Genomic DNA, 7,511 nt, shown 5'->3' with positions numbered 1-7,511 from the left:
TTTTTTTGCAGTTGAAACATGTACTTTTCTGCTTTTTAGTTTTTCCCCCCCCCACGCGCAAGCTCTTGCTAATAATAAAGTTTTTCATTTTTGGATATGGACTTTTCTGTTTTTCGTTCCAATTTTTGTCAATTTTTATCATCTTTTATGAACCGCATTTTTTTCTCTTTCAGAAGCTATTTTTTTATATCGTCAACGATTATAATAATGAAATAAAGTGAATAACAAAAGACTGGAGGTCGAATACCAAAAAATGATTCTTCGTACTGCCGATCGTATTCGGAAACTTCGGACAAAAAACAATTTGACACAGGCAGATCTTGCTCGATTGCTGTATGTGACACGTTCCAGTGTAAATGCTTGGGAAATGGCTGTTGCCATTCCCTCCACAGAAAAAATCGCAGAGCTTTGTCGCCTGCTCCACACAACTTCCGATTATCTGCTTGGGCTTGAGCAAGATGAAATGCTTCCTATTTCTCATTATTCTCAGGAAGAAAAAGAACTTCTTTATCGAATGATGCACTATTTCGACGAGATACAGCACCATTTTTCTTTCAAAGAAGGAAATGAAAATGAAAAGTAGTCAATTATCAACAAACACTTTATCAACACATGCCTGATACACAAGCAAAAAACACCGGGATACAGAAAACCTTATCTTCTGTGTCCCAGTGTTTTTTCTAATTATTAATTATTCTCTTGATCTTGTTTTCAAATCATTCCAAATGAACAACTTAATACCCACATACAATCTTACGCAGACTTGTCGTATGATTCTGACACAAATTAGTGGTGGAACAGGCGGATTCCGGTGAATGCCATCGCCATATTGTACTTATTGCAGACCTCAATGACATTGTCATCGCGGACCGATCCACCCGGCTGAGCGATGTACTTGACTCCACTCTTGTATGCGCGCTCAATGTTATCACCGAACGGGAAGAATGCGTCTGATCCGAGAGCAACATCCTGCATCTGGTCGAGCCATGCACGCTTCTCCTCTCTCGTGAATACCGGCGGTTTTACCTTGAAGACTTTCTCCCATGCGCCATCCGCAAGGACATCCATGTACTCTTCACCGATGTAAACATCGATTGCGTTGTCGCGGTCTGCACGCTTGATATGATCCACAAACTGAAGGTTCAGAACCTGCGGTGCCTGACGTAAGAACCAGTTGTCGGCCTTCTGACCTGCCAGTCTTGTGCAGTGTACACGAGACTGCTGACCAGCTCCGATTCCGATTGCCTGTCCGTCTTTTGCGTAGCACACGGAATTAGACTGAGTGTACTTTAAGGTGATCAGAGAGATCACAAGGTCTCTCTTTGCGGACTCCGTCAGTTCCTTGTTCTCGGTCACAAGGTTCGTCAGAAGCTCTTCATTGATTGCAAGGTTGTTTCTTCCCTGCTCAAATACAACGCCAAATACCTGCTTGCGCTCAATCGGCTCCGGCTCATAGGACTCGTCGATCTCGATCACGCAGTAGTTGCCGTTCTTCTTTGATTTCAAAATTTCCAGTGCCTCCGGCTCATATCCCGGAGCGATCACACCGTCTGATACCTCTCTCTTGATCAGCTTTGCGGTATCCACATCGCACACATCAGAAAGAGAAATGAAATCACCGAAGGAAGACATACGGTCAGCACCTCTCGCACGCGCATAAGCACTTGCTAACGGTGAGAGATCTCCCATATCATCTACCCAGTAGATCTTTGCCAAAGTCTCTGTAAGCGGTACACCAACCGCTGCACCTGCCGGAGAGACATGCTTGAAGGAAGTTGCTGCCGGAAGCCCGGTTGCCTTCTTTAACTCACGCACAAGCTGCCAGCCATTTAACGCATCGAGCAGATTGATGTATCCCGGGCGACCGCTCAGCACCTTGATCGGAAGGTCTTTTCCCTCATTCATAAATACTCTTGCCGGTTTCTGGTTCGGATTGCATCCGTACTTTAATTCCATCTCATTCATCTCGCGCACTCCTATTCTTTCTAGATTATTCTGATTGTTCCCGATTTAGAATCCATTCATTTCCAGATCATTCTGTTTCGCAATTCTGTTTACTGATTCTTGTTCACAATCTTTGTCTCATAGCTTCCATCCGCAATGTTGATGTAGCGAACAAACAGAGAAACCTTGTTGTCTGGATTCAGGCTATTCCAGAGCATATCGGTAAAGGCATCCATGTCGTCCATCATGCCAACGAGCTTCGGCTCACCCTCAAAGCTCGGGAGCGGATTGCCGTCATGCATGTAGGTGTGGATGAAATGACCTTCACCTGCGGTCGGATTCTGGTAAGCAAAGGTGTAACGATGGCAGGAATCCGGATTGCCATTGTTGCTCTTTAAAATCGACATTGCATAGTTGTAATTGCCTGCCTCGATGTGCATCACACCGGAAATACGAGGGGTGTAGTTCGGTGCATCCGGCTCAAACTCACGACTGCGCAGAGACTGCTCAAATGTCATCTGCTTGTCCATGCCCTCATAAATCGTATCGGTCTGGTCGCCATTTGTCACGATCGTCTTGTTTCCCAATACACGAACCGGCGCATAGATGATCAGACTCGGATCCTCGAGCTTTGCCGGGTCAAATGCCTGAGTACGGATTCCCTCACCGTCCTCCACAAAGACACGGTTACGGCTGTTCTCGCTTCTGCCCATGATAAAGTACGCAGTTACTGCCCGCGTTCCATCCGGAGTCTTTCCAATCACGATTCCTCTTCCCGGATATGCGTTTTCTTTCAGTTCCTGTTCCAGAGATAACATCTTCATCTTCTGATTTTCTCCTCTCTCATTCCAATACAGAATCGGCATCTCAGAGCGGAATCCCATCTCGCTGTACACAAGTACAAATGTCTGTATACAAAAAGACCGCCTGAGTACCACAAAAAAATGGCGCCCAGGCGGTCGGCATTGTAAATTCAGACGTGCTCCCTCGTGGTATCCCACTCTTTCCGCCAGTCGCACGCTTCTTGCCCTTATCATAATCGATTTTTTTTTATCTGGCAAGTACTTTTTTTCATCCAATTTTTCCTTATCTTCTCTTATATCTTGCGGTTGTTATGGCACACGGGCAGGTATTTTTGAACTGAAAATGCCGGATGATACTTTTTATTCATTCCGGATTGCCGCAAGCGGACTCAGCTTCATCGCTCTCATCGCCGGGAAAAATCCAGCCAACATTCCAACGAGGATCGCAAATCCCACCGCTGATCCGGCAAGCCAGAGCGGAATCCGGGAGATATTTCCTCCAGTTCCATTTCCAATCAGATCGGCGAGCGCCGGCACATGGTTGAGCATTGCAGAAACGGCATAGCTGAACGCTAGTCCGACGACTCCGCCCATAAATCCGATAAAGCCGGATTCTATCAAAAACATATTTCGAATGTCGCCCATGTCACATCCAAGCACCTTGATCACACCGATCTCCTTTGTGCGCTCATAGATCGACATCATCATCGTATTGGCAATTCCGATCGCTGCGACAAACAGGGAGACTGCACCGATTCCGCCGAGTACTGCCTGAATCATTCTCGACTGCTGTTCTGCCTGGTTCATCCACTCGGCATTGCTGTTTGCCTGATAGCCCTGATCTGTGAGTTTTTTCTGAACATCCGACACATGTTCCATCGTATCCACATTGACGATGCAGGAGTTATACACAAAATAATTGTACGGTTTGCCCTTCTTGTTCGTCGGCTGACCGGGAATCGGATTTTTCTTGAAGATTTTCCTAAGTTCTGTCTTGAGCGATTCGAGCTGTGTATACACGGAGTAGGCATACTCATTGTAATCGTTAACTTCTCCCTCCGCAACCCCGGCAGTCTTTAAGAGATATTTTTTCGGCGCTTTCGGGCGGTCTTCCCCGGTTCCCTGCGACTGATAATAGGCATCGGTATCGAAAACAACAAACATTGGTTTTCCCATCAGATCTACGTTTGGCAGTTCCCCGTCATCAAAATATCCCCACCGGTTGCTCTTTCCATCCCGAAACCAGCGAATCACTGCATTTCCAAAAATCAGCTTCATCTCTTTATCGCCTGCCTTTGGAAGACTTCCCTGACCGAGCGGAATCTCTGCAAGATAATCATCCGGCACACCGGTGAGATTTGTGCTCATCGTGTATTTTCCCTGAATAAAAATCGCATTGACTTCAAGGAGAGGAAATACACTCTTGACGTGTTCCATCCCGGAAAATTGCTTGACGACATCATCCGTCAGATAAAGTGGCTTATCCGAGCTGGAACTGTCGCCCCACGCATCCTGTCCATACACAGTAATCGCAGTCAGACTTCCATAGGAAGAGATCATCTCCCGGTTCAGTTCTTTCATGCCGATTCCGAGTGACATCATCACAACCACAGATGACGTTCCGATCACGACGCCGAGAACCGTCAAGGCTGTCCGAAGTTTTCTCCGGCGCAGGCTATTTAAACTCATTCCAAGAAGATCTACAAATCTCATGCCCTATCCTTTCCTCTCCTTCTTTCTTCTCCTTTGGTTTATTTTACTCCTCGCTCTCGTCCTCGTCTGCTTCCTGGTGTTGTTTTCTGCGCTTCTTCCAGATCCTTCGTCCAATCACCGTCACAAGAATTCCAAGCACGATCACGGTCGCGACCACAAGCACAATCCAGTGCTGGGTAAGTATACCTAAAACGCCAGTCGGTGGCTCCTCGATCGGCTCCATCGGCTCCTGATTCATCGGATCATCCATCGACGAAAAGTCCTCCGTCACCGTCAGAGAGAGCTCCTTCTCCACCGCGGAGACATTGCCATTCTCATCCTCATAGGAGATCGTTACCTTAATCTTTCCATCGTCCATCGTCGGCGCAATTCCTGTCAACATGCAGTCCACATTGCCCGTCTCCCCGGATTTGATGTTTCCGACATAGGCATCCGTCTTCTGAATCGAGTCGGCCTCAAACGTCGCCATCACATTGTAGAGCGTCACGCGCCCGGTATTGTTGATTCCGAACATCACATTCGACTCTTCTCCAACCGAGATCGAATCCGGCATCATCTCAAACGTTCCGGTATTCAACCTTGGAATCTGGTACACCGGGAGATCTACAGACATGCTGTCCTCGGCATTCTTGTACTCCGGACTGTCGTACTTTGCCTTGATCGTGAGTGCATAGGAACGCTGATCGACTCCGGCACGCGAGCTCAAGCGAAACTTCACGGTCTGCGTTCCTCCCGCCGGAAGTGAAGAAATTGCGACAGATGAGGACCCCTCTGCCGTTGTGAAAACCGGGCTGTCCGAGGCTTTCTCCGACTCTACGGTTAAGAGCACATCGGAAGCCGACACACTTCCGGACGCATTCTTGATCTGAAGCGTCAGATCAAACGATTCGCCCGCAGTAATCTTCTCCGGATCTGTCGAAAATCCGTCAACGATGAGTCTTGCCTTTGTTCGGTCATGCTCATTGAAATCGTTCTGCTCGTCCTCCTTCGGCTTGCTCGTAATATGCACGAAGAACGTCGTCTCAAACGTCTGAAGCTCCTCTCCGGTTGAACTCTTGGAATAGTAAATCTTCATCTGGATCGGATAATACCCCGTATAACTGTCCTGCCGGATCGCGAAACTGTAATCAAGCGGAACAACCTCATCCACACCAATCTTCTCAAACATCCGGTCGTAATTCACATCGTTGATCCGAAACGGGAACTTTGCACTGTCTGCATCGAGAATGATGCTCGCCTTGACGTTATAGACCGTCGCCGGGCTGTTGTTTCTCAAATTGATCGAGAAATTCAGCACATTCGGATACGTCCCATACGGTGTGCTCTGTCCCTCTCCGAGCACAAAGTCATACGTCTTTGTCTCATCATCATCGTCATCGGTACTGCTCGTGGAGACGGAAATCCATACACGGACATTCTCACTAGTCAGCTCCACCCAGCCGCCGTCATCCTGACTGCTGTCGACCTGCTCAAACACCGAAATCGGAACCGTGTAATAGCCGTTCTGAAGATCTCGGCGCACGCGACCAGTCAGCGAGACCGTCTTCTCCTTGCGATCATTCAGAGAGCCGACGGACTTGACCTTCTCAAACGTCGAATCTGTCGTCTCAAATGGAAATGCGTACCCGTATTTTAAATCATCCTCGTCCTCATCTCCGATATCAACTCCATTTGTATCAAAACGGATTCCGAGTCTCTTGATGTCATGCCCTGAATTATTTCTCAAACGGAACGAAACAGTCATGCTCTTTCCCGTCTTTCCGCTTGGAATCTTGTCCGTAAAAATCCACTGATTATCCGCAAATGCCCGTATCTTTCCGATTCCTCTTTCTCCCGCTTCCGGCACTGCCAGAAATCCAACTGTCCATATCACTGTCAGCACAAGTGCGATCCACCGTCTAAATGTGTTTTTCATCTTCGCCTGCCTCCCCCCTAATTTATTTCCTCTTTCTGAATTTCTTTATCCTGATCTTCTTCCTGATCCGGATGATGCTGTTCTTCGATCTTTAAAATCTTTCCGTCCACGATATGAAACTGCCTGTCCGCAAACGTCGCAAGATGATTGTCATGTGTGACCATGACGAGCGTCTGGTTCTGCTCCCGCACAATCCGCCGCATCAGCTTCAGAATCTCCATCGTCGTCTTGGAATCAAGATTCCCGGTCGGCTCGTCCGCAAAAATAATCTTGGGATTCACGACGAGTGCTCTCGCGATTCCGACGCGCTGCTGCTGTCCGCCGGACATCGCATTCGCCATGTGCTTCATCTGCTTCTCAAGTCCGACGAGCTTTAAATACTTCTGTGCCTTTTCATTCCGGATCTTTTTGGAGACTCCGCGAAACGAGAGCGGAAGCGCCACATTTTCCACGGCATTCAGCGTCTTTAAAAGATTATAGGACTGGAAAATAAATCCAACGTTCTCTCTGCGAAATGCCACAAGCTCGTTCTCATTCATCCGCTCCATATGCTTCCCGGCGACGATGATCTCGCCCTTTGTCGGCTTCTCCAGTCCCGCAAGCATATTTAAGAGTGTGGACTTTCCCGATCCGGAGGGTCCCACAATCGCACAGAACTCTCCTTTATACATCGTAAAGTCCACACCGTTCAGCGCGTAAACCTTATTCGTTCCAACCTCATAGATCTTGTACAGATTTTTCACCCGAATCATCGGGACTCTCTGTCTTTCCACCTTCTGTTCACCCATACAATTCCCCTCATTTCAAGATTTCTCATCTGCGTCCCAGGATGCTTTTTTCGCATATATTCACATATAGTTCTATTCACATAGGCTCTTATATGTTTCCTGATAGCGAATCAAACACATGTATGTTAAAATCCTCTCATACTCAACTTCATTATACAGGATAAAGTGTTTTCCGACACCTCTTATTTTCTTAAACTTCCTTACATATTCATTAACAAATATTCTACAATTTTCCGTATTTTCTTTGAGTTTTCAGAACTTTCATGGCAAAACTTTCTCAAAAACCACCAAAATTTTTTTTCATTTTTTTGCAAAATACAGTAGAATTTTCCTAAAAAATCCGCTATA

The 7,511-nt window shown here is 47.0% G+C and carries 6 protein-coding genes and 1 riboswitch; of the genes, 1 reads left to right on the top strand and 5 read right to left on the bottom strand.

Annotated features, from left to right (window positions below; all coding sequences use genetic code 11):
* The first annotated feature begins 253 nt into the window (after positions 1 to 253).
* On the top strand, positions 254 to 583 hold the full coding sequence (locus tag AC4EVX_RS12510; protein WP_490160318.1) for a helix-turn-helix transcriptional regulator: 330 nt from the start codon (positions 254 to 256) through the stop codon (positions 581 to 583).
* A 203-nt stretch (positions 584 to 786) separates the two neighbouring features.
* Here AC4EVX_RS12510 and AC4EVX_RS12505 read toward each other — a convergent pair whose 3' ends face one another.
* The 5 genes from AC4EVX_RS12505 to AC4EVX_RS12485 all read right to left on the bottom strand — a co-directional run bounded on the left by AC4EVX_RS12505 (position 787) and on the right by AC4EVX_RS12485 (position 7,163).
* Complete coding sequence (locus AC4EVX_RS12505) at positions 787 to 1,965, bottom strand: phosphoribosylaminoimidazolecarboxamide formyltransferase (RefSeq protein WP_308451302.1); 1,179 nt, start codon at positions 1,963 to 1,965, stop codon at positions 787 to 789.
* Positions 1,966 to 2,054: 89 nt separating this feature from the next.
* Positions 2,055 to 2,768, bottom strand: coding sequence for an IMP cyclohydrolase (locus tag AC4EVX_RS12500; RefSeq protein ID WP_308451303.1), 714 nt, complete (start codon positions 2,766 to 2,768; stop codon positions 2,055 to 2,057).
* Positions 2,769 to 2,886: 118 nt separating this feature from the next.
* Positions 2,887 to 2,971, bottom strand: a riboswitch (ZMP/ZTP riboswitch).
* A gap of 136 nt (positions 2,972 to 3,107) precedes the next feature.
* Complete coding sequence (locus tag AC4EVX_RS12495) at positions 3,108 to 4,460, bottom strand: ABC transporter permease (protein WP_490160317.1); 1,353 nt, start codon at positions 4,458 to 4,460, stop codon at positions 3,108 to 3,110.
* A gap of 43 nt (positions 4,461 to 4,503) precedes the next feature.
* Complete coding sequence (locus tag AC4EVX_RS12490; RefSeq protein ID WP_177976642.1) at positions 4,504 to 6,375, bottom strand: CARDB domain-containing protein; 1,872 nt, start codon at positions 6,373 to 6,375, stop codon at positions 4,504 to 4,506.
* A 17-nt stretch (positions 6,376 to 6,392) separates the two neighbouring features.
* On the bottom strand, positions 6,393 to 7,163 hold the full coding sequence (locus AC4EVX_RS12485; protein ID WP_490160316.1) for an ABC transporter ATP-binding protein: 771 nt from the start codon (positions 7,161 to 7,163) through the stop codon (positions 6,393 to 6,395).
* Between the last annotated feature and the right edge of the window lie 348 nt (positions 7,164 to 7,511).

This window comes from Brotaphodocola sp., from assembly GCF_983179755.1.
This window is presented reverse-complemented; position numbering and strand designations above follow the sequence as displayed.

Coding starts and splice junctions, on each gene's coding strand:
- AC4EVX_RS12510 (WP_490160318.1), top strand. CDS start 254: ATGATTCTTCGTACTGCCGATCGTATTCGGAAACTTCGGACAAAAAAC.
- AC4EVX_RS12505 (WP_308451302.1), bottom strand. CDS start 1,965: ATGAATGAGATGGAATTAAAGTACGGATGCAATCCGAACCAGAAACCG.
- AC4EVX_RS12485 (WP_490160316.1), bottom strand. CDS start 7,163: ATGGGTGAACAGAAGGTGGAAAGACAGAGAGTCCCGATGATTCGGGTG.
- AC4EVX_RS12500 (WP_308451303.1), bottom strand. CDS start 2,768: ATGAAGATGTTATCTCTGGAACAGGAACTGAAAGAAAACGCATATCCG.
- AC4EVX_RS12490 (WP_177976642.1), bottom strand. CDS start 6,375: ATGAAAAACACATTTAGACGGTGGATCGCACTTGTGCTGACAGTGATA.
- AC4EVX_RS12495 (WP_490160317.1), bottom strand. CDS start 4,460: ATGAGATTTGTAGATCTTCTTGGAATGAGTTTAAATAGCCTGCGCCGG.